Source organism: Pseudoalteromonas sp. T1lg122, from assembly GCF_002964825.1.
Lineage (GTDB): Bacteria > Pseudomonadota > Gammaproteobacteria > Enterobacterales > Alteromonadaceae > Pseudoalteromonas > Pseudoalteromonas gelatinilytica.
In genome coordinates this window covers 841753-868123 of the sequence record NZ_PQCG01000032.1, presented here as the reverse complement: position 1 = coordinate 868123, position 26371 = coordinate 841753, and the positions used below count along the sequence as shown (strand labels likewise).

Genomic DNA, 26371 nt, shown 5'->3' with positions numbered 1-26371 from the left:
ACCGGGTTGTTAGGTAACTGAGTCACCCTCAGCAACAAACCCCGTAGGAGGTACTTCAGTGCCGAATCTAGACCATAACAAACACATTCACGGCTAAAGCCATTCCTACGAGATGCGTATCTCAGTCGTCAGATATTAGATGTCAGTTGATCTACCGGGTTGTTAGGTAACTGAGTCTCCCTCAGCAACAAACCCCGTAGGAGGCACTTCAGTGCCGAATTCAGACCTTAACAACTACATTCATAGCTAAAGCCATTCCTACGAGATGCGTATCTCAGACGTCAGATATTAGATGTCAGTTGATCTACCGGGTTGTTAGGTAACTGAGTCACCCTCAGCAACAAACCCCGTAGGAGGTACTTCAGTGCCGAATCTAGACCATAACAAACACATTCATGGCTAAAGCTATTCCTACAAGTACACTTTACCTAGAGCCTAGAGCCTAGAGCCTAGAGCCTAAAACCTAGAGCAGAGGGAGACGCAGTACAAAACAACCCCACCGCGCGGCTGATCGCTGATAGCTCTGTGTTTATGTTGGGTTTCGCTTCGCTCTACCCAACCTACGCAATATTTCCAAACTTTACTCTTGCAACTTTCCCCTTGCTAACTCGCTAACTCACCACTCCCGTTTATAACACTCATTCCCCTTGTCTTTGCTCTGCTTTGGCTAGTTGAATGTATTTTGTTTCGACTAGTTGTGACAGGGGAACAAGCTCGAAGCCTTGTTGTTGTAGTTTTGGGAGTGCTTGCTGAAGAAATGCAACGGTTTCTGGGTAGGGGTGGGCGATGGCGATTGCGTAGTTGAAGTGCTCAGCTTTGGTTTTTAGTTCTTCAAGTTGATGTTGTAGCTGGCTTTGGGTGATATTGTTATCAAGAAATACATTGCGAGATACATTAGCCACACCATACAGGTTAGCAATGTTTTGTGCTTCACTTTGACTCGTTGTACGGCTGTCTAAAAAGTACAAACCACGTTTCTTTAAAACTTCCATCGTCCATTTCATTGGCTCTGTAAGCTGTGTTAGCTCAGATCCCATGTGGTTATTGACCCCCTTTACTTGTGGTAAAGAGGCTAACGCGTGGCCAAGGGTTGTTTGTAACTCTGACTTAGTCATGGTGTCCGTGAGTGCACCAGGACCAAGCGCCTTAGTTTTATCAAGCGCTTGCATTGGTACATGTAAAAGTAATTCTTTATGAGTTTTACTAGCTCGTTCAGCAAATATTTGCGAATAGGGAGTATGGGGCAAGATTGAGAAAGTCACTTGCCCTGGTAAGTTTAATATTTCAAGATCGCGCTGATGATTGCCTATATCATCGATTACTATAGCTATTTGCTTTGCTTGGCAAAATAGCGGTAGGCAACATACGGCGAGTAATAAGCCTGTTTTTAGATTCACTTTTTGTAATTATTATATCCGTTGTGAGCATTTACTTACTGCATAATAACGAGTTGCTTTGCTGTAAGTTGCTTTTTGTCTTGTCTATCTAGAAGTGAGCTAAAAAGCGCCAATTCTTGGATGTTTTTTATTATAACGCCTTGGTCAATTTCTGAAAGCATTGTTTGATTAATACTCACATCTGGGGTGATCCCTTTCCCATCGATAGATTGACCCGAAGGTGTGTAATAACGTGCGGTAGTCAGTTTTAATGCGGTATTACCGTTACCTAATGGTATCAACGATTGCACTGAGCCTTTACCAAATGAGGTTTCGCCAATTAACACCGCCCGTTGATTATCTCTCAGTGCTGCTGCAAGTATTTCAGCCGCAGAGGCTGAGTTTTCGTTAATCAGAACAGCAATAGGCGCGCCACTGAGTATGTCGCCCTTGTGAGCTTGGTATTTCTGATTAGCTTCATTGAAGCGACCTTTGGTTGATACTATGGTGCCGTTATCTAAAAACAGATCGGCGACTTCAACGGCCCCTTGCAATGTACCGCCGGGGTTATCGCGTAAATCAATGATTAAACCTGAAAGTGGGAAGCTATTGGTGATTTGCATTTTCGCAATTTCGCGAGCAACATCATGCAATGTGTGATTGTTAAATGCGTTGATACTGATAAGCGCAACGCCTGTATCTGCTAAATGGCCACGCACGCTTTCTAGGTTAATTTGCTGGCGCTTAATAGAGAAGTTTAACTCGGTTTCTTTCTCTCTTTTAACAGCAACATCAACAGCGCTTTGACCGCTTTGACGAATTAACTTGGCCACTTCTTCGATGCTTTTGTCCAAAATAGGCTGTTGATTGATCGCTATGACTTCATCATTCACTTGAAGGCCCGCAAGCGCTGCCGGTGAATTATTTATAGTATTCACAATATATACACGACCCTCTTCGACTTTTACCTCTATACCGAGCCCGGTGTATCTACCATTTGTGCTACTGAAAATAGCATCAAGCTCCGTTTCATCCAGATACTTTGAGTATGGGTCAAGGCGTGAAAATAACGCTTCAACTTGTAAGTTATCTGGCTGAGTTACAAATGAGTTTTGCAGCTTAAGATCATCAACATAGTAGGTGTGAATATTAAACAGGATTTCGTTTAATTGCTGATGCTGTAGTGACTTTAACGAGGGTTTTGCAATAGCTTGAAACGATTGCAGCATCAGCCATAGCAAGCCGACAAGTAATATAAAAGACAGCTGAGTGACATACTTAGCTGGGGATAAATGCGCTTTGTAAGAGTAAGTTGTGTTTAGCATCAGCTGCTCCTCATTGGGTGCAGCTATTTAATCAATTAAATGCGTCTGCACCATTTTACAGGATTTACTGCGCGTCCTTTGTGGCGTATTTCAAAGTATAGACCAGGATCGGGTTGTCCGCCGCTTTGACCGACTAAAGCTATCGTTTCGCCTTCTCTAACAAGGTCGCCAACATCGCGAAGCAACGTTTGAGCATGGCCGTACAAGCTCATGAAGCCATCGCCATGATCAATAGCGATAACCCAACCAAAGCCATTTAGCCAGTCAGCGTAAACGACTTGGCCGTTCTGAACACTTTTAACATTACTGCCTTCTTTTGCACTGATCAGCACGCCTTTCCAATCTAGGTTGCCGTGTTTACGTTGCCCAAAACGATGGCGCAAATCACCTTTGGTTGGCCAGTCGAGTTTACCTTTGCTACTTTGTAAGCCGAGTAACTCAACTTTTTCGCTTCGCTCTTGTTCAAGCTCTTCGATGGCAGTAATTAGGGTTTGCTCATTTTCTTTTAAGTAATCAATTGAGCTCTTCGTTTCTTTTAACGCTGACTGGAGTTTATGAAGGTTAGTTTTACGTTCTTGTTGTGCATTGACTAAAGCTTGCTGACGTCTATTTTGTTCGTCGTATAAGGCTAGTAGGCGTTGTTTGGTTTTCTCAAGTTCAGCTTGATTATCCGCAATTTCTTGTTGTAGTGCTTTGAGCTCTTCGATTTGTTCGATTCGCGCTTTATTGAGGTAATTGTAATAACTTAGTGTGCGCTCAATTTTGGCCGTGTCTTGCTGGCTAAGCAGCATCTTTGAGTAGTCGTGGCTACCCGCCATGTAGGCACTTTTTAGTTGTGCAGCTAATAAGGTCTGTCGCTGTGCTTGCTGCTCTTTAAGTTGTTCAGCTTTAGCTTGTTGTTCGCGTTGTTGTTGTTCGTTTTCTTTAACTGACTGTGCTGCCAAATTTAATGCTTTGGCATTTTTAGCGATGTCGAGTTCATGAGCGCGAAGATCTTTGCGCATCTGGGCAATAGACTTGCGTTGACCTTTAAGTTCAGCCTCTGTTTTTTGTAAAGCTGATTGAATATCAGATAAGTCTTTTTTGGTTTGATCTTCATTAGCAACAACCGGAGTTGTTACTAATGAAGTCAGTATTAAACCAGTTTTAAGGAAGTGGTTAATACATTTACTCATAGCTTATTTCAGCGTCATGATTGGTTTACCAGTCATTTCACTTGGCTGCTCTAAGCCGAGTAGGTGAAGCATGGTTGGTGCTACATCACTTAATGTTTTACCGTCATGTGGTGTTGCATCACGGCCAACATAAATAAATGGCACTGGCTCACTTGTGTGTGCGGTATGTGCTTGCCCTGTAGCCGGGTTAGCCATTTGTTCGGCATTACCATGATCGGCTGTGATCAGCGCTTCACCGCCATGTTCTTCAAGTGCAGCAATCACTCGACCAATACAGTGATCGACTGCCTCACATGCTTTCACTGCAGCTTCGAATACCCCTGAGTGACCTACCATGTCTCCGTTAGGGTAGTTACAGATGATGGCATCGTATTTACCGCTAGCGATTGCTTCAACAAGTTTATCGGTTAGCATTTCTGAGTTCATTTCTGGTTGCAGATCATATGTTGCAACTTGAGGTGAAGGGATAAGTTCGCGCGTTTCACCAACAAATTCATCTTCACGGCCACCACTAAAGAAAAAGGTCACGTGTGCGTATTTTTCTGTTTCAGAAATACGTAGCTGTGTTTTACCTTGTTTCTCTAACCATTCGCCTAATACATTTGTTAGAGGTTCTGGTGCAAACGCAATCGGTGCTTTGATGTCTGCTGCATACTCAGTCATCATTACAAATGCGCTTAACTGTGGTGATTTTTTCTTATCAAAACCACTGAAGTCAGCATCAACAAAGGCACGAGTCATTTCACGTGCTCGGTCAGCTCTAAAGTTAGCAAAGATAACAGTGTCGCCGTCATTGATCTCGGCTGCTGTTTGGCCTTCTGGTATTACTGTTGTTGCAGCAACAAATTCATCATTCTCGTCACGTGCATAAGCAGCTTCTAGTGCGGTTACACCATCTGTGTAGCTATATTCAGCAATGCCACTTACCATAACGTCATAAGCAAGCTCGACACGATTCCAACGATTATCGCGGTCCATTGCATAATAACGACCAACAAGCGTTGCTAAACGGCCACAGCCAAGTTCAGCAAATACAGCTTCGATACGCTCAATTGAGGCTTTTGCACTGCGTGGTGGCGTGTCTCGACCGTCTAAGAAACCATGGAAGTAAACTTCTTTTGCACCGCGCTTAGCAGCTAGTTCGATCGTCGCAACAATGTGGTCTTCGTGACTATGAACGCCACCTGGGCTTAAAAGGCCCATGATATGCACGGCTTTGCCTGCATTTACTGCTTTGTCGATATTATCAACAAGTGCTGGGTTGCTATCGAACTCACCATCATCAATGGCTTTAGTGATACGCGTGAAATCTTGATAAACGATACGGCCAGCACCTAAATTTACGTGGCCTACTTCAGAGTTACCCATTTGTCCTGCAGGTAAACCAACATCAAGTCCCGAACCTGAAATTAATGTATGTGGACGCGTTGCCCAAAGGTTGTCGAGTACTGGGGTATTAGCAGCAAGTATGGCGTTACTTTCTGTGTCTTCACGGTATCCCCAACCGTCTAAGATCATTAATACCAATGGTTTTTTATGCTCTGTCATTATAGCTCCTGAAGATTGGCACTTATATATCACTAGCATACCGTGTTTTATGGTTTTGATCAGCTATCAATATGTCATATTAAAATATTTCACGCCCTAGCATTTTCAATTCAAGCACGTATACTTGCGTGGCAAATTTTAATTAACCCATGGCTATGCGCTGTGGTACCTAATTTCTTAGTGGAAAACGCATGGATCAATATATTGAATTTATCTCAAATCATCCGGTTCTGAGTATTATCTGGCTAGCATTAGTTGCAATGCTGATCAGCAGTTGGTTTAAAAGTAAATTTTCGGCTATTCGTCAAATCAACCCACAGCAACTTACCTTGCTAATTAATCGTGAAGATGGTCAAGTGGTTGATATGCGTGCACAAAAAGAGTTTAACTCTGGCCGTATTGCTGGTGCAACTCACTTAAATCCAGAAAAAGCAAAACAATCTGATTTTTCAAGCCTTGAAAAGTTTAAGAGTAAACCCATTATACTAGTATGTACCACGGGCATGACTGCCTCAGGTATCGCAACTGCAATGCATAAAGCAGGTTTTGAGCGTGTTTATGTATTAGCGGGCGGCATGGGTGCTTGGCAATCAGCTAGCTTACCTACAACAACCGGTCGTTAATCAACACTGCTAACAGCCCGATAGAGGAATTATTATGAGTAATGTTGTTCTTTACACAAAAGCATATTGTCCATACTGCCAACGCGCTTTGGCTTTATTAGACAGCAAAGGTGTAGACTACACGAATATCGATATTGGTGTTCACCCTGAGCGTCGTGATGAAATGATCGACAAAGCAAATGGTGGTTACACAGTTCCGCAAATTTTCATTAATGATGAACATATCGGCGGTTGTGACGACATGATGGCAATTGAAGCGCAAGGCCTTTTAGACGCAAAGCTTAACGCTTAATAAATTAAATTATAAAAACGAATACAAGTTAGGAATTACAATGAACGAAGAAATCCAAAACGCAGCAGCAGAACAACAAGCAGGCGCTCAATTCTCAATCCAACGCATTTACACTAAAGATGTTTCTTTTGAGACGCCTAATTCACCTGCTATTTTCCAAAAAGAATGGACACCAGAAGTTAAACTTGACTTAGATACTCGTTCTAACAAATTAGAAGAAGGTGTGTTTGAAGTTGTTCTTGCGTTAACTGTAACGGCTTCAATCGGTGAAGAAACTGCATTCCTTTGTGAAATCCAACAAGCAGGTATCTTCACTATCGGTGAAGTAGAAGAAATTCAACTTGCGCACATGTTAGGTGCTTTCTGCCCGAACGTACTTTTCCCTTACGCTCGTGAAGCTGTATCAAATCTAGTTAACCGTGGTACTTTCCCACAATTAAACTTAGCGCCGGTTAACTTTGACGCACTATTTGCTCAATACATGCAACAACGTGCTGCTCAAGACCAACAGGCAACTGCAGACGCATAAGCTATGAGTACAGCACAATCAGCTGTTACAGTATTAGGGGCGGGGTCTTATGGCACCGCCCTTGCTATTTGCTTTGCCAGAAATGGCCACCCAGTGACTTTGTGGGGCCGCAATAGCGATGACGTTGCCACGCTTGCAGCTGAGCGAAAGAATCAACGTTATGTTCCTGATGTTAGCTTTCCTGATACGCTTCAACTAGAAGCTGATTTAGAAACGGCAGTTAAAGCAAGCAAGATCATTCTTGTTGTTGTGCCAAGTCATGCTTTTGCTGGCACACTTGAAAAAATTAAACCTTGGTTGTTAGAAGGCGCCGAAGTTGCGTGGGCGACAAAGGGTTTAGAACCTAATACTGGCCGTTTACTGCAAGAAGTAGCAGTGCAAGAGTTAGGGGATGATATTCCACTGGCTGTGCTTTCTGGGCCTACTTTTGCCAAAGAAATGGCAATGGGTTTACCAACCGCTATTTCAGTATCGTCGACCTCGAAAGATTTCGCTAAACAGCTGGCTGATCTTTTACACTGTGGTCGTTCATTTAGGGTGTATAACAATGATGATTTCATTGGTATACAGCTTGGTGGTGCAGTTAAAAATGTTATTGCGATTGGCGCAGGCATGTCTGACGGCTTTGGCTTTGGTGCCAACGCTCGTACAGCGTTGATCACACGCGGTTTAGCTGAACTGTGTCGTTTAGGTTGTGCATTGGGTGCTCGTTCAGATACCTTCATGGGTATGGCTGGCCTCGGTGACTTGATCTTAACCTGTACAGATAACCAATCTCGTAACCGTCGTTTTGGCCTTGCTCTTGGTAAAGGTGAAGGCGTAGAAGCAGCGATTGAATCTATTGGTCAGGTTGTCGAAGGCTATAGAAATACTAAAGAAGTGTATTTACTTGCTGAGCGTACTGGTATCGAAATGCCAATAACGGAGCAAATTTACAAAGTGCTTTATGAAAATAAAGATGTAAAAGAAGCTGCGATGGCACTACTTGGTCGTGAGCAAAAATCTGAATAATTTAAATTGTGCACTGTTAAATAAAAAACGCGATTTATTAATCGCGTTTTTTATTTAATGTACAGTTGCAACCACTAGCTAGACTGCTGCTTTTCTAGCGTATCATTAATAAATTCGCTGACTTGCTCAGCTTTTAGTGGTTTACAGTAATAATAACCTTGTTGAAAATGACAGCCCATAATATGCAGCATGTAGGCTTGCTCTTCAGTTTCTACTCCTTCAGCTACCACATTAATATCCAAATATTTAGCTAGCCGCACTATGGTGGCGGTGATGTTGCGATCTTGCTCATTCTTATCGATATCTTTTACGAAGGACTTGTCAATTTTTAGCGTATCGATCGGAAAACGCTTTAAGTAACTGAGTGATGAATGACCCGTACCAAAGTCATCCAGCGCGATGTGCACACCAATTGATTTAATGCGCTTCATTTGCTGCTCTGCAAATTCAGGGTTATCCATCATGGCGCTTTCTGTGATCTCAAGTTCTAAGCAATGTGCCGGCACGTCAAATTTTGCTAAGTTGTCGATGAGTGTTTCAATAAGACTACTTTGCTGAAAGTGTAAGGCTGAAATATTAATTGCGACATTACCAAACGAAATACTTTGTTTGCGCCACTGTGCCAATTGATTAAGCAGCTGCTCCATTAGTAACTGGGTCAGCGGAATAATGGCACCATTTTGTTCGGCTAGCGGAATGAACTCATCGGGGTTAATCACACTGCCATCTTCTTGAGGCCAGCGAACTAGAGCTTCAAAGCCGTATAGCTGATTATGCTGGGCATCAAACTTAGGCTGAAAATAAAGCTCAAACTCATTGTTGGTAATAGCTCTGAATAAAGCGCTTTCTTTGGTTAACTCGGTTGGGTCGAGGGTATGACGGTCTTTATCAAAAAATTGATATGTATTACGACCCATTTTTTTTGCATGATTCAAAGCACTATTTGCACTGCGCATTAAGTTTTCGCAGTTGTAGGCGTTGTCTGGGTAGATAGCAAGACCACAGCAAGCTGATAGCGAGGTCTCAAAACCATCTAACATAAAAGGGGTTTTAAACTGCTGAAGCACGATGTCAGCGGTTTTTTTGGCGAAGAACACCGTTTTGCCAGAATAAAGATAGGGCGGAACGAGTACCGCAAATTCATCTGCACCGAGTCTTGCAATGGTAAAGCCTGAATTTAGTGAGTCAGTTAAACGACAGGCCACTTCTTTTAGTAGTACATCACCAACTGTGTGACCGAGCGAATCGTTAATCTTTTTGAAATTGTCTATGTCGATAAAGATGATCAACAGGCTTGGGTAAGTGTCGTTACAGGCTTTAATTGCTTTTTCAAGTGACTCTATAAAAATAGCGCGGTTTGATAATCCCGTGACACTGTCTTTGGTGGTGAGCTTGAGCATAGTTCGCTCATTATTCTTACGTGCAGTGACATCAGAAAACATGCCAACGTAACGTACAGAGCTTTTTGCAAAGCGTGGTGTGGTTACTTTTGTTATACATAAATCAATGGCGTAAGGTTGCCCATCTTTGCGTAAATTCCAAATTTCGCCAGACCAATAACCGTCGTTACTTAGCTCTTGTTGAATGATTTCTTCAAGTTGTTTATCGCGACCAGCTTGCGTTAATGCTTTGAATTTTTTGCCAAGTACGTCGGCTTTTTTATACCCCGATATTTCACTAAATGCGTTATTGATTTCGATAATCCGAAACTGTTCATCGGTGACCCAAATACCATCTTTAGATTGAGAAAGTAGGGCATCCATCAGCGTCATCTTTTGGTTTCTTTGATAATAGATAACCGCACCAATGAGGATGACAATTGCTAAAAGGAGCAGCAGTAACAGGGGCGTTGTATTGGGGGCATGCGAGGTAGAGGAATTCTGCACAGCAGCAGAAGCAGCACTAGAAAAGTACTGCATCAGCAAAATGATACTGCATACTCGGGCGAAAAAGCGCATTAAAATCCATCTTTAGGAACAAACTCACCTATTTAGGTTAGTCCATAAAAAATGGTCGTGCTAAACAATTAGTAAATATTTATTACAAGCGCTTTTTCAATGAGTTATTGGCCGTTCACAAACCCCAGCTGACGCCAAGATTCATAAACAAATACAGCAACTGAGTTAGATAAGTTCATACTACGGCTGTCTTTTTGCATTGGAATGCGTACACGTTGTTCTTTCGGCAACGATTGAATGAGTTCATCAGGTAAGCCACGTGTTTCAGGGCCAAACACTAAACAATCGCCGGGTTGGTATTGTGCTTGATGATGAAATTGACTGCCCTTGGTGGTGCAAGCATAGACTTTTTTCGGTTGGCATTTTTCAAGATATGCTTCAAACGAGGCATGGCGCTGTACATGGCTAAACTCATGATAATCAAGACCTGCACGTTTTACGCGTTTGTCATCCCACTCAAAACCAAGTGGTTCAATTAGGTGTAACGCATAACCTGTGTTTGCGCATAAGCGAATGATATTACCCGTGTTTGGTGGAATTTCTGGTTGGTACAACACAATATCAAGCATGTGAATCTCATTTAAAAGGATTTTATCTGCTGCTGAGTATACACGAACTAGAATTAAAAGATGATATACTCAACACAGTTACTCACTAAAGGTAAGTTGTTGTGCAGCATCGTAGTTATGAGTTTTGGGTTAAAACAGCCAGCCTAGTCACCATTGTTATGGTGAGTTTAATGATTGCGGCAAAAAGCTGGGCATGGCTTGCATCTGGCTCGGCGTCAATGCTGGGTTCATTGACTGATTCGTTAATGGATATCACCGCATCGCTGATGAGTTTTTTAGTGCTTGGCTATGCACTGCGTCCTGCTGATGACGATCATCGCTTTGGTCACGGTAAAGCCGAAGCGTTAGCTGGGCTTGCACAGGCCGCTTTTATAGCGGGCTCAGGTTGTTTCTTAGCGTTTCATGGTATTGAGCGCTTATTTAACCCGGTAACCTTAAAGCATTCTGACCTTGGTATCTGGGTAAGTATTTTCGCTATTGTTTGTACGCTCGTAGTGGTCTTTGTACAAACTAAGGTGATCAATCACACCGAATCAATCGCCATTAAAGCAGACTCGATTCACTATAAAGGCGATTTAATTTTAAATTTGGCCGTACTACTGGCAATTGTGTTAGCGAAGTACGGTGTCGCTTATGCCGATCCATTGTTTGCTATAGGTGTGGCTGTTTACTTGCTTTATAACAGCTGGGATATTGCTCGTGAAAGTGCTGATCACTTAATGGATAAAGAGCTTCCTGATGAAGAGAAACAACAAATACTGGCCATTGTGAATAGTCATCAAGACGTATTTGGCGCCCATGATATTCGCACCCGCCAAGGTGGTAAAATTAAGTTTATTCAGATGCATTTAGAGTTAGAAGACTCATTATCATTAATAAGAGCCCATCAAGTTGCAGATGAAGTAGAAGCATTAATTCAAACGCATTTTGATTGTGAAATGGATGTTCTGATGCACCTAGACCCACTTTCTGTGGTTAAGAAAACACGTCAAAGTTCTGCACAAAATTGATAAAAATCGCTGAGTACTGCTTGTCTAATTTCGTCGCGTTCACACAATAACTCGTGGCGAGCGCCCGCATAGGTTTTCAGTTGTGCTTTTTGCCTATGGCTAAGTGCAAATTGTGCAGCGTTATCGACTACAGTATCTTGCTCGGCGCTGGCGATAAATAAAGGAATATCGACTTTTTTATCGACTAAAGAAGCAATAAAATCAAATGATGCATTAAGCCAACCATAGGTTACGCCACCTAGCTGTAAATCAGCTTCTGCTGCATACAGCTCTCTAAACAATTTATAACGAATTTCACTACTGGTTAGCTCATTGGCTGCAAAGTCGACTGGTAAATAATCGCGTTGGCCAAGTGCGTAGCTGCGGCCGAGACCAAGTAAGGATGCAATTTTAGCAGCTAGTTTTGCTACAGGTTTAGGCGTCCCTTTGGTATAGATATCAAACATCGGCGCTGATAAAAAAGCCCCTGCAAATTGATGTTGATAACGCGACAGGTAATCATAGGCAATGGCACTGCCCATTGAGTGACCAAGCAAAATCTGCTTTCCCTGCCAGTGCTGTTGCACCACTTTTTCTATAAATACAGCAAAGTCATCAGCGTAATCAGTAAAGCGGTTTACATAGCCCTTATGAGCGTTTTTTAAATGACGATAAGAGCGACCTTGCCCCTGGTGATCAACACTAAAAACAGCAAAGCCATTTTGATATAGCTCCCATAGCAACTCTTTGTATTTAATCAGAGACTCAATTCGGCCACTACTGATGACGATAGCCGTTTTTGCTTGCTGAGGGATCGCATAGCCGTAAAAAAGCTTACCGTGAGCAGTGCTCAGAAAGTCTTGCTGTAATTGCTCAGAGAAAAACTGATTAATATTAGGTAGGTTACTGACAAGACTTACTTCGCTACTGTAAAACATTTACTCACTCTTAAAAGGTAGACGGATGTTTACGCACAATCCGCCATGTTCTTGGTTTTCAAGTGTTAGTGTACCATCATGTGCAGAGATAGCATTCTTTGCAATCGCAAGACCTAAGCCCGTGCCCCCGGTGTTTCTATCACGAGCATGCTCTTGGCGAAAAAAAGGTTCACAGAGCCTTGCAAGATTTGCCTCATCAACGCCTTTACCATCGTCACAAACGGTGATGTAAATAGCGTCTGATTCAACTAGGCCTATTGAGATTGAATGTTCAGCGTATTTAATGGCATTACGTAGTACATTCTCAAGCGCGCTGGCAATTAAGGTTTCGTCACACTTCAAATCGGCTGTTAGTGTACCATTTATAATAAGTTCTTTATTACTTTGCTTAGCTTCAAATTGAGCATCGTTGAGTACATGATCAACAATCACTTGTAAAGATTGTGTGCTTAACGCCAGAGTCTGGCTTTTGGCTTCTAAACGTGAAACTTGAAGGACATCGGCAATCATTTTATCGAGCTGATTAGCCTCTTTTTCAATACGCTCTAAATAAGCGTGTTGAGCGTCATCGGCTTGCATTTGTGCAAGGCCTGTTGCCATTTTTAAGCGCGTTAATGGTGAGCGTAGTTCATGGGAAATATCTGCTAGTAATCGTTTTTGAGCGCTAATAAGCTGCTCAAGTTGTACTGCCATAGTATTAAAGTCACGACCAAGTACACCTAACTCATCTTGACGCGTAGGAGATACATCGGCACGGGCAGTTAAGTCACCATGAGCCAGTTTTTTTGCAGTTTCTTTTAAACTATTAATGGGAGCTATTAAGTTACGACTAAAGAAGAAACTCAGCATTAATGAGGCGATTAAAGCAATAAGTAGCTTTAGCCAAATTGGCATTAGCCATAAGCTGACAAAAAACGGCTTTTTACGTTTTTCATCAATCTCATAAAGATAAAACTTACCCTCTGGCACATTCAAAACTACAGGTCCATAAGCTTGGTATTCGTCGGTAAAAATAATTTGTGGGCGCATATATTTGGTGAAGTTAAGCAAGCTTAAATCAATCTCTTTGGATACTGGTTGGCTGAGCATTTCAACGCCATGCACCTCACCATTCAAGTACAGCAACTTATGTTTAGATAAGCGTGGGTGTGACAGTACATCTTGCGTTGAGCCACCGTGTTTAGCAACAATACGCTCAATACTTTTAGCAGTGTACTCTAGGTTCTTAAGCATGGGTCCTCGCAGCTCATCATTACCCACGTTACTCGTTAGTTGGCTTAAAAATACCAATAGTGTGATAGTGGCGATAACGGTGACCCAAAACCAAGCAAATATTTTTAAAAATAAATAGTGGCGGGGATGCTTCAACCAGCTTGGAGTTTGCATATTATTCGCCTTGTATTAATACATAACCACTGCCACGCATGGTTTTGATTCGTTCATTACTAACGTGTTCTGCAATCTTTTTACGGATGTTGCTGACATGCATATCGATTGAACGGTCAAAAGGGGCAAGGCGTCTACCAAGGACTTGCTCACTTATTTGTTCTTTGCTGATCACTTCACCGGCATGTTGTACTAGCATGGCAAGGATCTCATACTCAGTGCCGGTTAGACTAAGTACATTGTCTTTAACAGAAGCTTCTCGCGTGGCAAAATTAACATTGATGCTGTTGACACTCAATGAGCTGGCCTGTTGGCTCGATAAGCTATTGATATGTTCGATGCGACGGGTAATTGCTTTAACGCGAGCTAGTAGTTCTCTGTGGTTAAATGGCTTAGGAATATAATCATCTGCGCCTAGTTCTAAACCAAAGATACGATCAAAGTCTTCGCCTTTCGCGGTTAGCATGATCACTGGAGTAAGCTTATGTTGTCTTAACTGCTTTAGCACCTCAAAGCCATCCATAGAGGGTAGCATCACATCGAGCAATATAAGCTCGTAGTTATGCTTTATAGCTTGTTTTAGGCCTTCAGCGCCATCATGAACACACTCTACTGTAAAACCTTGTGCTGATAAGTACTCGCTGAGTAATTCGCACAATCCTGTATCGTCGTCGATCATTAATAGTTTCATTCTGACACCTAGCTATTTATTTCTTTAAGGTTATTTTACTCAGTAAATTGTGTAAAAGTGAATCTTTACACAACCTTTACACTGGTTTGCGTTCCTTTGCATTGAATTAGTTATAGTTAACCCATCAGTCGGAAACGACAACAGAGCACAACCCAACAAAAGGTAATGATTATGACTATTTCAAATAAGCTTTCTAAATTCGTACTTGTTTGTGGTTTAGCAGCAGCCAGTGTAGGTGCTACTTCAGCAATGGCGAAAGGTGACTTCAACCGTGGTATGAATCCACAGGCTCGTTTTTTACTTTCTGAGCGTGGTATTGATAAATTACAACTTACCGAAGATCAGCAAACGCAACTTAAAGCGATTTTTGCACAGCAGAAAACACAATTTGAAGCACTGCGTGGCGATAAAGGTGCTATGAAAGCCGCTCGTGCAGCACATAAAGACAAGATGGATGCATTATTAACAGCGAAATCATTCGATGAAACTGCAGCATTAGAACTGATTAAAGCGCGTCAAGAAAAAGGCGAGCAGTTTGCAATGCTAAAAATGAAATCTGACCATGCGATTTGGCAGGTTTTGAATGCTGAACAGCGCGAAAGTTATCAAGAGATTAAAAAGCACCTTCGTAAAAAAGGTCACAAAAAGGGCCACCATGGTCCACGTGGCGAGCAAGGAGATGAAAGCTCAGAAGGCTAAAAGCGAATTGGTATTACTATTAAAAAATGCGGCAAATGCCGCATTTTTTATTGTTCCGCTTTATTCTTTGAAGAATGAATCATCGTTTTTCGCCAGCATCGCTTCGATATCCTCAATCATATCTTGGCTCAGATCATTAGCATTGCTAATTGGGCTAGAAATTTTATTGTTTTCAAACGACCACTCGCCTAAATCTATCAGCTGGCAGCGTTTTGAGCAAAATGGACGATGCGGACTTTGCTCTGACCATTCAACTGTGGCTTTGCATGTTGGGCAGTTTACAACTGTTGGCATGGAATAACTCTCAAATAAGCACTTTTGTCAGATCTTACTGAACAGTCGGCTGATAATCCAGTCACGAATTTGTATTAGAAACTCGTAACTCGGTTTATTTCTGCCAGTGAAGTAACACCATCGGCGGCTTTCTTCAGGCCAGATAAACGTAGGTTATTAAAACCTGAACGAAGTGATACTTCTGCGATTTCGAGTGAGTTACCACCACGCATGATAATTTGTGCTATTTCAGGGGTAATCTGCATGACTTCGTAAATACCCACTCGACCTTTATAGCCTTCAGTACAGCTATCACAACCTTTTGGTGCAAACAGTTGTATCTCGCTAAGCTTGTCTTTATCAAAGCCTTGGCGAATAAGTTCTTCATCAGGTAGTTTTTCTGGCGTTTTACACTTAGGACAAAGTCGTCTTGCAAGACGCTGCGCAATAATAAGACTGATTGAACTTGCTACGTTGTAAGCAGGCACACCCATATTTAAAAGACGGGTAAGAGTTTCTGGCGCTGAGTTGGTATGCAGGGTTGATAAAACTAAGTGACCCGTTTGCGCCGCTTTAATTGCTATTTCAGCGGTTTCAAGGTCACGGATCTCACCCACCATAACCACATCAGGATCTTGTCGTAAGAAAGCCTTTAATGCATTGGCAAAGGTCATATCTGCCTTTGGATTAATTTGTACTTGGTTAATCCCTTCAAGGTTGATCTCTACTGGATCCTCGGCAGTACTGATATTACGCTCTGGCTGGTTAAGAATATTTAAACCCGTATAAAGTGATACCGTTTTACCAGAGCCCGTTGGACCGGTTACTAAGATCATGCCTTGCGGTTGATCAAGTGCATCCATGTAAAGCTTTTTCTGCTCTGGCTCATAGCCAAGTACATCGATACCAAGCATAGCACTTGATGAGTCGAGAATACGCATTACGATTTTCTCGCCCCAAAGGGTAGGCAAGGTACTTACACGGAAGTCGATACTTTTACGTTCAGTATTTTAAGCTTAATACGGCCGTCTTGAGGTTTTCGCTTTTCTGCTATATCAAGTCGTGACATAACCTTGATACGCGCTGATAAGCGGCTCGCTAAGCTATTCGGTGGACTTGCCATTTCATGCAAAATACCATCGATACGAAAACGTACACGGTAACGATGTTCATAAGGCTCAAAGTGTAGATCTGATGCACCTTTTTTTATCGCATCCATCAAAATTTTATTGATGTAGACAATAATAGGGGCATCGTCTTTGTCTTCATCTTTGCTGGCTAAATCGCGAGGGGCTTCTGTTTCAAGCTCACCAAGTTCTTTAAACTCATCTTCACTTAAATGTAAGCCACCTGCGGCATCAAGTAATTGCTCGATTTTGTTTTCAAGTTGCGTGTAATCAACAACGACCACTTCACATGAAAGGCCCGTACTAAATTCAAAGTTTTCAAAGGCACCGTAGTCGGTTGGATCTGAGGCGGCAATGTAAAGCTTACGGCCTTTTTTAACGAGAGGTAGAATGTGGTGCTCACGAATGAGTTTGTCTTTAACAAGTTCTTCGCTAATGTTCGCAACGTCAAAGTCTTTGATGTCAAAATAAGGCACACGAAAAAGATCTGTACATTGCTCTGCGAGCTCATGTCCAGCCATTCCACATGTTTTAGAAATAAGCTCTGCAGTAGAGTTATATTCGCGCTGCTTTGATTTTACGGTCTCTGCATCAATGCGACCGAGTGTAATAAATTTTCGAAGTAGCGGTGAGTTTATATTCATTGCGCACCTAGATTGATCCTTTATTGCCACAATCTAACAGAAAAAGTAAGGCTATTACATCAGTCTTGTCTGATTTTAGGAAAATTGCAAAATAAATTCACCTAAAACTCAGTTGTTTAGAATGCGGTTTGGTACTTTTGTATTGGTTTTTGAGGATTCTAATTCATGAGAATCTATAAATAAAATCAATACCCTAGTGAGAGTGCATTAGGTACTTTTTGTGCAGCTTTTGCACATCAGCTTTTACTTCTATAAGAGGGCGGTTGTTATCCAAAATGTCAGCTGCTTTTTGTTGTTTATCAGATCTGCTCATTTGTGAAGCGATAATTTGCTTAGCTAATTCAACAGATACGTTATCTCGGGCTGTTGTTCTTGTTATTTGTACATCAACCGGAACATCAATTAGTAAGGTATGATTGCAGTATTTTTCTAAGCCGTTTTCAAAAAGTAAGGGAGCAACTAAGATGACATAGTGGCTGGTGGCCAGCTTTAATTGGCTCAGCATTGTTTCTCGAATAAGTGGGTGCAATAAGTTATTAAGCCATTGCTTTTGTGATTCATCAGCAAAGATAATTGCTCTTAGTTTTGCGCGATCAAGCGTGCCGTTACTCGTGAGTATCTCATCACCAAAATGTTCAGTAATTTTTTTAAGGCCAAGTGAGCCAGGCTCGACGACTTCTCTGGCTACAATATCGGCATCAACCACCTGAATGCCAAACTCTTCAAACATGGCGCTTACCGCACTTTTACCTGAACCAATACCGCCAGTTAGCCCTAAAACCCAGTTTGCCATAATTAGTAACCTAAATAGTTAAAGTAATAGCTTTGAATTTGCTCACCCCAAAGTAAGGTTAGCCATCCAGCGATGGCAAGGTAGGGCCCAAATGGGATTGGTGTAGTTTTGTCTTTACCTTGAATGATGATTTGCGCAATGCCGATGATGGCACCTACAACACTTGATAACAGCACGATGGTTAAAATATCTTGCCAACCTAGAAGCGCACCAAATACGGCTAAAAGTTTAAAGTCGCCATAACCCATGCCTTCTTTACCCGTAGCAAGCTTAAACAACCAGTAAACACTCCATAAACTCAGGTAGCCAACCGCAGCGCCGATAATCGCATCGCTCGGTGCAATGGTAATATCCATAGTGGCCGCAATCAGCGCAAGCCAAACGAGTGGCAGGTTGAGTTGGTCGGGCAGTAACATATGATCTATATCGATAAAGGTTAAAACGACTAAAACCCAAGTAATCAATATATAAAGAAGAGCTAGCTTAGTTGGTCCAAAAACAGCAGCGACAATTAAACTTAAAACTGCTGTAAGCATTTCAACAATAGGGTAGCGTACAGAAATCGGTGTTTGACAATTTGCACAGCGACCTTTTAGCAATAGCCAACTTAAGATAGGGATATTTTGCCAAGCTTTAATCGGTGCTTTGCATTTAGGGCAAGTTGAATTAGGTTTTACTAAATTAAAGGGAGCTTGTTCTGTTTGCTGTTTTGAATTGAGCTCATCGGCCAATACAATACGACACTCAGTTTGCCATTCTCTTTTCATCATCAGTGGCAAACGAAAAATCACCACATTCAAAAAGCTACCAATACACAGGCTTACTAAGCCCACCGTCAAAAAATAAAACCACTGCTGACTTTGCATCGCAGTGGTTATATCAAGAAAAAAGTTTTCCATTAAAATACCTAACTTCTGGCCATTTCAAGGCCGATTTTATTTCGCTGTATTGAACTATTCTTATTATTTATTTTATGTTTCAAGCTAGCAATCAGCGTTTAAAATTTTGCTTACAGCTTACAGCTTACAGCTTACAGCTTACAGCTTACAGCTATGTTTAAATCACCGAACCTAATTGGAATATAGGCAAGTACATAGCAACAATTAAACCACCGACAAGCACACCTAAAACAGCCATAATTAGAGGCTCAAGTAAGCTTGATAAACCATCAACGGCATCATCTACTTCTTGCTCATATATCGTTGCCACTTTAGCAAGCATGCCATCAAGTGAGCCCGACTCTTCACCTATGGCCACCATTTGTACGACCATATCAGGGAATATTTTAGCGTTTTTCATCGCCCAGTTCATTAAGTTACCTGAACTTACCTCGGCTTTTATCTCTAAAATTGCATAACGGTATACTGCATTACCTGAAGCGCCCGCGGCAGAATCAAGTGCATCAACTAAGGGCACACCAGCTGCGAAGGTGGTTGATAAAGTACGAGCATATCGAGCAACCGCCGCTTTATTCAAAATCATACCAATGACAGGCAGTTTTAATATGGCTCTATCGTTAGCATCGCGAAATTTTTTGCTGCGAATTAATGCTTCTTTAAATGCATAACCAAATGCAACAAAAGCGATGAGTATTATCCACCAGTATTCTTGTAGAAATTCCGAAATACCAATCACCATTAAAGTGAAACTCGGTAATTCAGCACCAAAGCCACTAAAAATATCTTGAAATTGTGGTACAACAAAAATTAAAAGGATTGAAGTAACAATGACAGCTATGACAATTACTGAAATAGGGTAAAACATAGCTTTCTTTATTTTTGACTTCAATGCTTCGGCTTTTTCTTTGTATATAGCAACACGGTCAAATATTTTATCAAGCGCACCAGATTGTTCACCCGAAGCAACTAGATCACAGTAAAGGTCATCAAAGTAACGAGGGTGCTTTCGAAGAGCTTGAGAAAGTGGTACACCGGCTTTCACTTCATCACCAACTTCATCCATTAATTTCGCAACACTTTTGTTTTTCGCACCTGATGCTATAAGCTCGATTGATTGAATCAAAGGTACACCAGCCATAAGCATAGTTGCAATTTGACGAGTAATTAATGCGATATCTTTTGGGGTTATTTTTTGTACACTTTTAATGCCGAAAAGAGGTTTTGGTTTACGCTTTACTTTTGATGGAGTAATACCTTGTTTACGTAATTGAGCTTTAATTAGAGCAATACTACTCCCTGTTAGCTCTCCTTCCAGCTTTTTACCCCTAGCATTAACACCTACCCATTGGAATGTATCTAGGTCTTTATCTTCCTGTTTTTTAGCCATGGATAAAACCCATCTTATTGTAATGTTTTAAAATATTATTCTGAAAGTTTAGATTGTTATATTTCATAATCTATGAGCGATAGACCAAAACCTTGGCCCAATTATATAACCTGTATCAGGGTTCATTTTTTGATAGGTTTCTAAAGCCACCCATCCATAAAAATACCACACTGCGGCTATTATGATAGCAAAAAAAACTAATTTCCATCTTTTAAACTTAACGAATGCTAGAGCTTTATTTGAAGTTCGAGCCAGCAGTAGACCCCATATAATAAATAGTAACGTTTGTGAAACGGGCATTACATGTACTCCTGATAACAAAGAATATATAAGGCCAGAGATGAAGGAGTAAAGTAGTGCTTTTGACGAACTGTCTTCATTATTTACTACAAGATAAGTGACAGCATTTTTAACTGTTAAATAAATAGCTAAAGATAAAAAAATAAATGCTAAAAAGCCCCATTCGTTAATAATCTCTATAACAGAAGAGTGAGGGTGGCTCATAGGGGCTCGACCTTCTAATGAGGTTTGAAATACTCCAGGTCCATTGCCTATAAAAAGTTGTTGCCAGGTGAACTCAGAAATAGTTTCTTGCCATATGAATAACCTGCCTGAAGAGCTTGTATTTAAAGAAGTTTCACCGAAGCTGAAAAGTACATTACAGATGTAATAACTTAAAAAACCGATTAAAAGGCAAACAAATGCAATTTGGTAATCTTTTCTTTGATGTTTATCAAAAAGTTGAGATAGCAATAAAATAATAATAAAAGTTAATAAAGCACCTCTTGCATGCCCTATAAACATTAAGAGAAAGTTTAAAGTAAGAAAAAAGCATACTACGCGTTTAATATCCTTATGTTTCAATAAGAATATTAGTAAAGGTATTATGAAAACTTGAACTTGATTAAAAAATCGAATGTTGATGAAATTTTGATAGATTACAAATGGGTTAAGCTGTACTTGGTCAGCAATGGAGAAAATTACATTCAAAAAGCAAACTAATACCAGGGTGCTATGAAGGATTACAATAGAGACTATAAAATAGAGAGTTCTCTTCTTACTTTCGTCATTAAATACTGCTAAAGAAAGTATAAAGAGGAAAGAAAAGTGAATTGTATAAAATAAACTGAAATTTTCTTCTTTTGATAAAATAGATGAAATAACCCCCATTATGATAAATAGGTATATTAGTTTGCTTATTATGGGAGTTGAAAGCTGTTTTTTGCGTGCGCTGAGTTTTATTAAAAAAGTTATGGAACTTAAAGACAGTAAAATTACTTGTAGTATTCTTTGGTGATTATGATAATCAAAAGAAAATACTGGAATAAATGGTAGAAGTGTTAAAAAGAAATAAAATACACAAAGAGTTGTTATAAAAGGAAATGTTTTCATCTTGAAAAGTTAAAGTGCCTCTGAGAAGGCACTTTAACAAAATTAAGTATTAAGACTGTGGGCAGCTTTTTGGTGCTAGAGTTTTATCTCCAGTAATACCAGCTGTTGCACATGTCCACTCTCCCGTTGAATTATCACGAGTCCAAGTGATTGTTGCACCGTTTACTTGAGTTGGTGCGTTAACAACTTTACAAACAATTGTTGAGTTAGTTGCTGAAATTGTACAATTTTTTGTTGAAGTGTTTTTAATGCTTTTCAGATCTGAAACACCAGAAATTGTTTCACCGTTATTTTTCTTGATTTCAAACTCTGTCTTTGCACCAGTAATTTCAGCTAGACCAGCCGTTAATTTTGATGATGCTTGGTAGTCAGAGTATGCAGGAAGAGCTACTGCAGCAAGAATACCGATGATTGCAACTACAATCATTAATTCAATTAGGGTGAAACCCTGTTGGTTTTGTTGTGTCATTTGTTCCTCTCCTAAAGGATATGATGATTTAGTAAGTTTAGCTGTAACTTAAGCGTTGTAAAACCATTGCTTAATTTACAGGATAAATCTTACAGTTTTACTTAAAACAACTTTTATTAACGCTTAAATGTTAACAAAGTAGTAAAAACCTTACTGGTTAAGCGTGTATAAATTTACTTTAGCATCAATAAATGTTTTTGGAAGCTATTTTCCTGTTCAGTAAGCAGTTTTTCAGAACTTTCCTACCTTTGTTTGATGTAAAATAAGCTTAGTTACACATATTTGTACTATTTATAGACACCGCATCCTTGCAGGAACTTATTGAATTGATTGCAATCTTGTGTAGGTTCAGGACGTGCGTATACAAAATAGTCAAAAGCGCTAAAAAGATATTGATTTTTTGTTATCTGTTCAGGCTTTTTACGTATTTAATGCTTTTTTTATTTTCTTGTCAACGAATTAGGTAAAACATTAAATACGTATAAAAGAATTTTTAGCCGTTAAATCGCATTGAAAGATCGATTGATTGTAAATTTTTTGTAAGTGCGCCACTTGAAATAAAGTCAACACCGGCCTGTGAATAGGCTTTTAAAGTTTCAAGTGTCATGTTGCCTGATACTTCAAGCTTTGCTCGCTTATCTGTAAGCACAACTGCTTGTTGAATTTGCTCTACAGTAAAGTTATCGAGCATGATGATATCAGCTCCCGCAGTGATCGCTTGTTCAAGTTCATCAAGTGATTCTACTTCTACTTCAACTGGCTTGGCTGGGTGGTTTACTTTAGCTTGAGCGACAGCTTTATCAATACCCCCGCAGGCAGCAATGTGGTTTTCTTTAATTAGGAACGCATCAAAAAGGCCGATGCGATGATTCGCGCCGCCGCCACATTTTACAGCGTATTTTTGTAGCGCACGTAAACCTGGAATTGTTTTACGCGTGTCGAGTAGCTGCGTAGTCGTGCCCTCAAGTTCTTTTACATAATGAGCAGTTGTTGTTGCTGTACCAGAGAGGGTTTGTACAAAGTTAAGGGCAGTGCGCTCTGCGGTTAAAATTGCGCGAGCTGAGCCTGATGCTGTAAATAGTGTGCTATTTGCAGCTACTTTGTCACCGTCATTTACGACTACGTCAACTTCAACTGAAGGATCAACTTGCTTAAATACTTCTAAAATAATGTCTTTACCACAAAATACACAGTCTTCACGAGTAATTACCTTAGCATTAGCTAGCTCATTTTCTGGAATTAGTTGCGCGGTAATATCACCGTCATTTGCGCTTTGGTAATCTAAATCTTCATCAAGGGCGAGTTTTACCAGTTGGCTAATTAAAGTGTGAGGGACTGACATGTCGAAAGCTCATTGTTTATTAATAAATTGGCGAAATTTTACTATGTTTAACCCCTTAATAGAAGACAAAGATCGGTCATAGTAAAGTATCCTTACCCTTACTTTAAGTGATTGAATCAAAGCAACTAGACCCTAAGATTTTAACCCTTTACACTATTTAACTTTATTGTCATCGTTAGTTTTTAATATGCATATAAATGAATTGGGCCAATTAAACAATGTGTTACTAAGGCACTGTACACATTATGATGAGCGCCCTGAGGGCGAGGTGTCATTACTTGTTATTCATAATATTTCATTGCCAGCAGGGCAGTTTGCAACGCCTTATGTGGATGATTTATTTATGGGGACGATTGATTGTGCAGCGCACGAAAGCTTTACTGATTTAAAAGGCTTAAGAGTCTCTGCGCATTGCTTTATTCGTCGCACCGGTGAAGTTATTCAGTACGTGCCTTTTGAGAAACGGGCTTGGCACGCCGGTATCTCAACGTTTGAAGGCAGAGAGCGCTGTAATGATTTTAGCGTGGGCATTGAGCTAGAAGGTACCGACACCTTGGCGTATACCCAAGCCCAGTATAATGCATTACACTTAGTGACTAAGGCGTTGATGGCAAAGTACCCTGAGATAAACCGTTCGCGCATTGTTGGCCATTGTGATATCGCACCGGGCAGAAAAACTGATCCTGGAGCGAGTTTTGATTGGCAATACTATTTTGATTTAGTGTTTTAGTTAAAGGATATAGGTAAAAGCATGATCTTAATTTCAATAATTATTGCTTTGGTAATTGAGCGTTTAGGGGCTCGAGCTAACTACTGGCAAATCGGTTTTTATGCCAATACCTATCTTAAGCACTCGCAAAAACAACTCTCAGAAAAAGGCTTATTTAATTCGCCAATTGGTTTTTTGATTTGGTTAATGTTGCCTGTCGTGGCTGTTGCATTAATTTATCAACTATCCGAATTTATTATCTGGCAACTGGCTGTGAATGTTGCTGTACTGCTGGTTTGTTTTGGCTGTGCTAAGCAACGTGCTTTATATAAGTCTTACTTAAATGCGTTAACCCGCAACGACCAAGAGGCTGCAACCCTATTTGCGTTACAAATGGGCCAAAAGAAGACTGAAGATGATCCTCATGGTGAAACTTTTGGCCAAACTTTAGCTTGGTTAAATTTTCGCTTTTATTGTGCAGTTATTTTTTGGTTTGTGGTCTTAGGTGTCCCTGGCGCGGTGCTTTATGCGCTAGTTCGAACTTTTGCTGACAAAGTAAGGGATGATCACAGTGTTGCCTATGCTAAGCGTTTTAAACTAGTACATAGCTTATTGTTCTGGCTCGATTGGTTACCAGCTCGGGTTGCAAGCTTTGGTTATTTAGTGATTGGTAACTTTAATAAAGGTACCAGTTGTTGGCTGAAGTATGTGCTCGACTTTTCGGTGAGTAACCGAAAAGTAGTTACGCAAACTGCACTTGCCGCTGAGCAAATTGAGCAGCAACATTTTGGCTGTACTTATGAAGCCACCTGTATGATGAAACTTGTAAAAAGAAATGTATTGTTCTTTTTAGTGATCATCGCAGCACTTACTTTATTTGGTGGCTTGGCGTAGCTTGTAAAGTTAGCAAGTTACGAGATGTAGGACTGGCTTTAGCCGGGAATGTGTTTGAGTTAGCAAGTTACAAGAGTAAAGCTTGTTGTATAACTTTATTCATTAATCGCTCTACTAATGCACTTTCGATTGAGTTTTAATTTTTCAGCACTGAAGTGCATCCTACTTCGAATATTTTTCAGCATTCAATTCAACGATGCGGGGTAAACCCGCTGCTACAAAGCAACTCAATTCAACTAACATCTAATACCTGACCACTAAAAGCTCTGTCGTTTAATCTGGTCTGACCATTTCTTTTTTATTGTTTTTTCCTTCAGAAAAAGCCACTTTAATCCATACTGTTTAATCTTTAGTCGAATTACGTTAGGGTGTAACTAGGCGCTGAACGTAGTGAAATTGACAGAAATACGGGTTTTTGATAACGTATGCGACAAATTTGGTATGACCAATTTACCTTTTTGGTCAAAGCACAAGGCTAAATACCCGATATTTATGGGGTTAGCGCATAACAATGCGGACGTTAATAAATGTCTTTAAAGATTAAAGCAGCAAAATTATCTGATGTAATTTTACAACAACTTGAGAATATGATTCTTGAGGGGTCGTTAGCGCCAGGCGAAAAGCTGCCTCCGGAACGTGAATTAGCGAAACAATTTGAAGTATCGCGACCTTCACTGCGTGAGGCGATTCAAAAGCTAGAAGCCAAGGGGTTAGTAACGCGTCGTCAAGGAGGCGGAACGTTCGTAAAAAATCAGCTTGAAGAGGGGCTCACTGATCCGCTTTTTGATTTGATTAGTAAGCATCCAGAGTCACAATTTGATTTACTCGAATTTCGTCATGCCCTTGAAGGAATTGCAGCATATTATGCTGCTATGCGTGGCACGACGAATGACTTCAAAAAAGTAAAACAAAGCTTTGACAACATTGCGCTCGTTAATGACGACATTGTGCAAAAAGCAAAAGCAATAAATGCATTTCATTTTAGTGTGGCAGAAGCGTCTCATAACGTTGTACTGCTCCATTTAGTACGTGGTATGCAGGCCTTGCTAGAGCAAAATGTATTACAGAATTTAACTGTACTGTTAAAAAAACCACAGATCAGCCAGCAGCTCGCAGAACATAGACGACTGTTGATGGATGCGGTTATTGAAGGAAACCCAGAGCAAGCACGTCTTGCTAGTAATGCTCACTTAGCCTTTATCGAAGAAGCCTTACTTGAGGCTGGCAAAGAGCATTCGCGAATTGAACGTAGTTTAAGACGCACCAAACAACATTAAGCAAGTGATTAGCTAAGTTTAGTTAACTACTTAATTTTAAGATTTATTAAAATAAT

At 40.6% G+C, this 26371-nt stretch carries 25 protein-coding genes and 1 pseudogene; 9 read left to right on the top strand and 17 right to left on the bottom strand.

Features of this window, described 5'->3' with window-relative positions:
* Positions 1 to 638 precede the first annotated feature (638 nt).
* The 4 genes from C2M33_RS16345 to gpmM are packed head-to-tail and all read right to left on the bottom strand — an operon-like array spanning position 639 to position 5424.
* Positions 639 to 1397 (bottom strand): divergent polysaccharide deacetylase family protein, encoded by a 759-nt coding sequence (locus C2M33_RS16345; protein WP_105174911.1) that lies wholly within the window; start codon positions 1395 to 1397, stop codon positions 639 to 641.
* 35 nt (positions 1398 to 1432) lie between these two features.
* Positions 1433 to 2701 carry a S41 family peptidase gene (locus C2M33_RS16340; protein ID WP_082874025.1) on the bottom strand — a complete coding sequence of 423 codons (1269 nt, stop codon included), beginning with the start codon at positions 2699 to 2701 and terminating at the stop codon, positions 1433 to 1435.
* A gap of 35 nt (positions 2702 to 2736) precedes the next feature.
* Entirely contained in the window at positions 2737 to 3876 is a 1140-nt protein-coding gene (locus C2M33_RS16335) for a murein hydrolase activator EnvC family protein (RefSeq protein WP_105174910.1), read from the bottom strand.
* Positions 3877 to 3879: 3 nt separating this feature from the next.
* Entirely contained in the window at positions 3880 to 5424 is a 1545-nt protein-coding gene (gpmM, locus tag C2M33_RS16330) for a 2,3-bisphosphoglycerate-independent phosphoglycerate mutase (protein ID WP_063702902.1), read from the bottom strand.
* A gap of 191 nt (positions 5425 to 5615) precedes the next feature.
* Between gpmM and C2M33_RS16325 the strand changes: the two genes are divergently transcribed.
* Genes C2M33_RS16325 through gpsA form a run of 4 tightly spaced genes read left to right on the top strand, consistent with a single transcriptional unit; the run spans position 5616 to position 7879 of the window.
* On the top strand, positions 5616 to 6047 hold the full coding sequence (locus C2M33_RS16325) for a rhodanese-like domain-containing protein (RefSeq protein WP_063702904.1): 432 nt from the start codon (positions 5616 to 5618) through the stop codon (positions 6045 to 6047).
* A 34-nt stretch (positions 6048 to 6081) separates the two neighbouring features.
* Entirely contained in the window at positions 6082 to 6339 is a 258-nt protein-coding gene (grxC, locus tag C2M33_RS16320; protein WP_063702906.1) for a glutaredoxin 3, read from the top strand.
* A gap of 40 nt (positions 6340 to 6379) precedes the next feature.
* Positions 6380 to 6868, top strand: a complete 489-nt coding sequence (gene secB, locus C2M33_RS16315) for a protein-export chaperone SecB (RefSeq protein WP_063702908.1) — start codon at positions 6380 to 6382, stop codon at positions 6866 to 6868.
* A gap of 3 nt (positions 6869 to 6871) precedes the next feature.
* Positions 6872 to 7879, top strand: a complete 1008-nt coding sequence (gene gpsA / locus C2M33_RS16310) for an NAD(P)H-dependent glycerol-3-phosphate dehydrogenase (protein WP_063702911.1) — start codon at positions 6872 to 6874, stop codon at positions 7877 to 7879.
* A gap of 74 nt (positions 7880 to 7953) precedes the next feature.
* On the opposite strand, the gene C2M33_RS16305 is transcribed toward gpsA, so the two are convergent.
* Both C2M33_RS16305 and trmL read right to left on the bottom strand, forming a co-directional pair.
* On the bottom strand, positions 7954 to 9837 hold the full coding sequence (locus C2M33_RS16305) for a sensor domain-containing protein (RefSeq protein ID WP_105174909.1): 1884 nt from the start codon (positions 9835 to 9837) through the stop codon (positions 7954 to 7956).
* A gap of 104 nt (positions 9838 to 9941) precedes the next feature.
* Complete coding sequence (gene trmL, locus C2M33_RS16300) at positions 9942 to 10406, bottom strand: tRNA (uridine(34)/cytosine(34)/5-carboxymethylaminomethyluridine(34)-2'-O)-methyltransferase TrmL (RefSeq protein WP_054550977.1); 465 nt, start codon at positions 10404 to 10406, stop codon at positions 9942 to 9944.
* 101 nt (positions 10407 to 10507) lie between these two features.
* Between trmL and C2M33_RS16295 the strand changes: the two genes are divergently transcribed.
* Entirely contained in the window at positions 10508 to 11416 is a 909-nt protein-coding gene (locus C2M33_RS16295) for a cation diffusion facilitator family transporter (protein ID WP_105174908.1), read from the top strand.
* Here the strand turns inward: C2M33_RS16295 and C2M33_RS16290 are convergent.
* Genes C2M33_RS16290 through C2M33_RS16280 form a run of 3 tightly spaced genes read right to left on the bottom strand, consistent with a single transcriptional unit; the run spans position 11395 to position 14410 of the window.
* Complete coding sequence (locus C2M33_RS16290; RefSeq protein ID WP_105174907.1) at positions 11395 to 12333, bottom strand: alpha/beta fold hydrolase; 939 nt, start codon at positions 12331 to 12333, stop codon at positions 11395 to 11397. The genes C2M33_RS16295 and C2M33_RS16290 overlap by 22 nt on opposite strands.
* Positions 12334 to 13719 (bottom strand): ATP-binding protein, encoded by a 1386-nt coding sequence (locus C2M33_RS16285; protein ID WP_105174906.1) that lies wholly within the window; start codon positions 13717 to 13719, stop codon positions 12334 to 12336.
* A gap of 1 nt (position 13720) precedes the next feature.
* Positions 13721 to 14410, bottom strand: a complete 690-nt coding sequence (locus C2M33_RS16280) for a response regulator (protein ID WP_054550979.1) — start codon at positions 14408 to 14410, stop codon at positions 13721 to 13723.
* Between the two features lie 171 nt (positions 14411 to 14581).
* Between C2M33_RS16280 and C2M33_RS16275 the strand changes: the two genes are divergently transcribed.
* The gene (locus tag C2M33_RS16275; protein ID WP_105174905.1) at positions 14582 to 15109 is read left to right on the top strand and encodes a Spy/CpxP family protein refolding chaperone; all 528 of its coding nucleotides are present in this window, start codon (positions 14582 to 14584) and stop codon (positions 15107 to 15109) included.
* Between the two features lie 60 nt (positions 15110 to 15169).
* On the opposite strand, the gene yacG is transcribed toward C2M33_RS16275, so the two are convergent.
* From yacG to nadC, 8 genes and pseudogenes are all read right to left on the bottom strand, one after another.
* Entirely contained in the window at positions 15170 to 15403 is a 234-nt protein-coding gene (yacG, locus tag C2M33_RS16270) for a DNA gyrase inhibitor YacG (protein ID WP_105174904.1), read from the bottom strand.
* Between the two features lie 74 nt (positions 15404 to 15477).
* A pseudogene (gene pilB / locus C2M33_RS16265) lies at positions 15478 to 17153 on the bottom strand (type IV-A pilus assembly ATPase PilB).
* A 193-nt stretch (positions 17154 to 17346) separates the two neighbouring features.
* Positions 17347 to 17946: a dephospho-CoA kinase gene (gene coaE / locus C2M33_RS16260; protein WP_105174903.1), complete on the bottom strand. Its 600-nt coding sequence runs from the start codon at positions 17944 to 17946 to the stop codon at positions 17347 to 17349.
* Positions 17947 to 17948: 2 nt separating this feature from the next.
* On the bottom strand, positions 17949 to 18845 hold the full coding sequence (locus C2M33_RS16255; protein ID WP_105174902.1) for a prepilin peptidase: 897 nt from the start codon (positions 18843 to 18845) through the stop codon (positions 17949 to 17951).
* Positions 18846 to 19002: 157 nt separating this feature from the next.
* A complete protein-coding gene (locus C2M33_RS16250; RefSeq protein ID WP_105174901.1) occupies positions 19003 to 20232 on the bottom strand; it encodes a type II secretion system F family protein in 1230 nt (409 codons plus the stop codon).
* Positions 20233 to 20295: 63 nt separating this feature from the next.
* The gene (locus tag C2M33_RS16245) at positions 20296 to 21624 is read right to left on the bottom strand and encodes an O-antigen ligase family protein (protein ID WP_105174900.1); all 1329 of its coding nucleotides are present in this window, start codon (positions 21622 to 21624) and stop codon (positions 20296 to 20298) included.
* Positions 21625 to 21673: 49 nt separating this feature from the next.
* Complete coding sequence (locus tag C2M33_RS16240) at positions 21674 to 22093, bottom strand: pilin (protein WP_105174899.1); 420 nt, start codon at positions 22091 to 22093, stop codon at positions 21674 to 21676.
* A 493-nt stretch (positions 22094 to 22586) separates the two neighbouring features.
* On the bottom strand, positions 22587 to 23435 hold the full coding sequence (gene nadC, locus C2M33_RS16235) for a carboxylating nicotinate-nucleotide diphosphorylase (RefSeq protein ID WP_105174898.1): 849 nt from the start codon (positions 23433 to 23435) through the stop codon (positions 22587 to 22589).
* A 187-nt stretch (positions 23436 to 23622) separates the two neighbouring features.
* On the opposite strand from nadC, the gene ampD reads away from it, so the two are divergent.
* The 3 genes from ampD (at position 23623) to pdhR (ending at position 26315) form a co-directional block, all read left to right on the top strand.
* Positions 23623 to 24165, top strand: coding sequence for a 1,6-anhydro-N-acetylmuramyl-L-alanine amidase AmpD (gene ampD, locus C2M33_RS16230; RefSeq protein ID WP_105174897.1), 543 nt, complete (start codon positions 23623 to 23625; stop codon positions 24163 to 24165).
* 21 nt (positions 24166 to 24186) lie between these two features.
* On the top strand, positions 24187 to 25038 hold the full coding sequence (gene ampE / locus C2M33_RS16225) for a beta-lactamase regulator AmpE (RefSeq protein WP_063702940.1): 852 nt from the start codon (positions 24187 to 24189) through the stop codon (positions 25036 to 25038).
* Between the two features lie 527 nt (positions 25039 to 25565).
* Positions 25566 to 26315, top strand: a complete 750-nt coding sequence (pdhR, locus tag C2M33_RS16220; RefSeq protein WP_036965924.1) for a pyruvate dehydrogenase complex transcriptional repressor PdhR — start codon at positions 25566 to 25568, stop codon at positions 26313 to 26315.
* Positions 26316 to 26371: the final 56 nt, after the last annotated feature.